The 1,428-nt window shown below is 50.4% G+C and carries 2 protein-coding genes; one reads left to right on the top strand and one right to left on the bottom strand.

The window, feature by feature from the left end; all coding sequences use genetic code 11:
• Window positions 1-570 precede the first annotated feature (570 nt).
• Complete coding sequence (locus J0H12_07650) at window positions 571-735, bottom strand: hypothetical protein (GenBank protein ID MBN9413772.1); 165 nt, start codon at window positions 733-735, stop codon at window positions 571-573.
• Window positions 736-928: 193 nt separating this feature from the next.
• Between J0H12_07650 and grxD the strand changes: the two genes are divergently transcribed.
• Window positions 929-1,246, top strand: coding sequence for a Grx4 family monothiol glutaredoxin (gene grxD, locus J0H12_07645; protein ID MBN9413771.1), 318 nt, complete (start codon window positions 929-931; stop codon window positions 1,244-1,246).
• Window positions 1,247-1,428 lie beyond the last annotated feature (182 nt).

The following is a 1,428-nucleotide window of genomic DNA, read 5'->3' as shown; positions in this document are numbered from 1 at the left end:
AGCTAGTTTGGTTCGACATAGGCGATGATAGTCCTTGGTGGTACAGTTGAGGGGGGGCTTTTAGCCTTGTGTTATCGACCGCGTAAACTCGCGGTAGCTGTCGGTTCCTACATTGACAAATAGACGCAATTTTCCCAATGTCAGTTACTAGTCAACCAAGATGATCTTATGAACAGCAGGTGAACGGGGTAGATTGTGATCCAAGACCAGAGGCGCGAAACAGTGGTTCGAAAGTGGAACGAAGTCCATTGTGCTGCCTGGATATGCTTCTGAGGTGCATTCTCAGCGCTGAAAGTGTAGAATGTCAAATGTAACGTACCAGAGAAGGATTTCTACGAGTCAGTGACGTTGTTCAAAGCTGCAAAGTCGTTTAGCCAAAGGAACCGACGAAAGAATTACCAATATCTCCACTCCTTGGACCAGATCTCCTGTTCCAATGTGCGAATTTCCGAGAGGGTGCCACTGTACGTTGAAGTGAGCCGGTTAATGAGTGTAGTCGTAGGGTGAGAGCGAGACTGAGGCCATCTAAGATGGTAGCCTCGTTTTGACCCTCTCGACCGGCCGCTTCGATCAGTTCTTCCTCGTCCACCACTGTGTGCATTGCCTCACCATGAACTCCAGCCTCGCTTCTGTACGCCACACTCTCTCACCCTTCTTAATGACTCTCGCACAACCCGCAACAGGCTCATGGAGGGCACAAATTGCTTGGATTCCACGAAGATTTGCATCTCTCATTTTCTGACCCTGGACAACTTGCTTTGTGGCCCAATTGCAGACGTACCTTCGCAAGGTGGCCGTGCGCACCGTTTCGCGCCGTGTTGCCACTTCGTCGCGCGCCTCTGTGCGCAGATTCGCCTCGTCGAAATCCGTCGCCTCCATCGGCTCCCGTTATCTGGCCACCACTCGCATCGCGGCGAGCATGAAGCAGATGTCCGTTGCGCAGATTCGCAAATACACCTCTTCTCCAAAGCCAGTTGCCGAGCGCATCGCTGAGCAGGTCAAGGCATCGCCTGTAGTGGTTTACATGAAAGGAACGCCCAAGTCGCCTCAGTGTGGCCTCTCTCGCGCCGTCGTCGAAGTATTGCGCAGAGAGAACCTCGCCAAGTATGACTACTACAACATTTTGGAAGACGAGGTCCTCAGACAAGGAGTGAAGGATTATTCCAATTGGCCCACAATTCCTCAAGTCTACATTGGAGGAGAGTTCGTTGGTGGATGCGACATCTTCCTCGATATGCACGGATAGGGTACCTTGACTGAGGCCCTACAGAAGGCCGGTGCCGAGATTCAGGAACACTAAAAGAGTGTCATGAAATTGTAAACGACCTAAAAAAAAAAAAAAAAAAAAACCCCTTGATTGCTATCTTGACGCTGGTCACTTAGGGTGATTTATGGTGCCTATAGACAGGAAGGTAGTACTTCTATGTA

It is taken from the genome of Candidatus Paracaedimonas acanthamoebae (assembly GCA_017307065.1).
Classification (GTDB): domain Bacteria; phylum Pseudomonadota; class Alphaproteobacteria; order Caedimonadales; family Caedimonadaceae; genus Paracaedimonas; species Paracaedimonas acanthamoebae_A.
The sequence above is the reverse complement of the archived record's forward strand: the minus strand, read 5'-3'. Positions and strand labels throughout refer to the sequence as shown.

Bases quoted from the DNA above. Each gene is read 5' to 3' on its own strand.
- J0H12_07650 (MBN9413772.1), bottom strand. From the start codon at position 735: ATGAGAGATGCAAATCTTCGTGGAATCCAAGCAATTTGTGCCCTCCAT.
- grxD (MBN9413771.1), top strand. From the start codon at position 929: ATGTCCGTTGCGCAGATTCGCAAATACACCTCTTCTCCAAAGCCAGTT.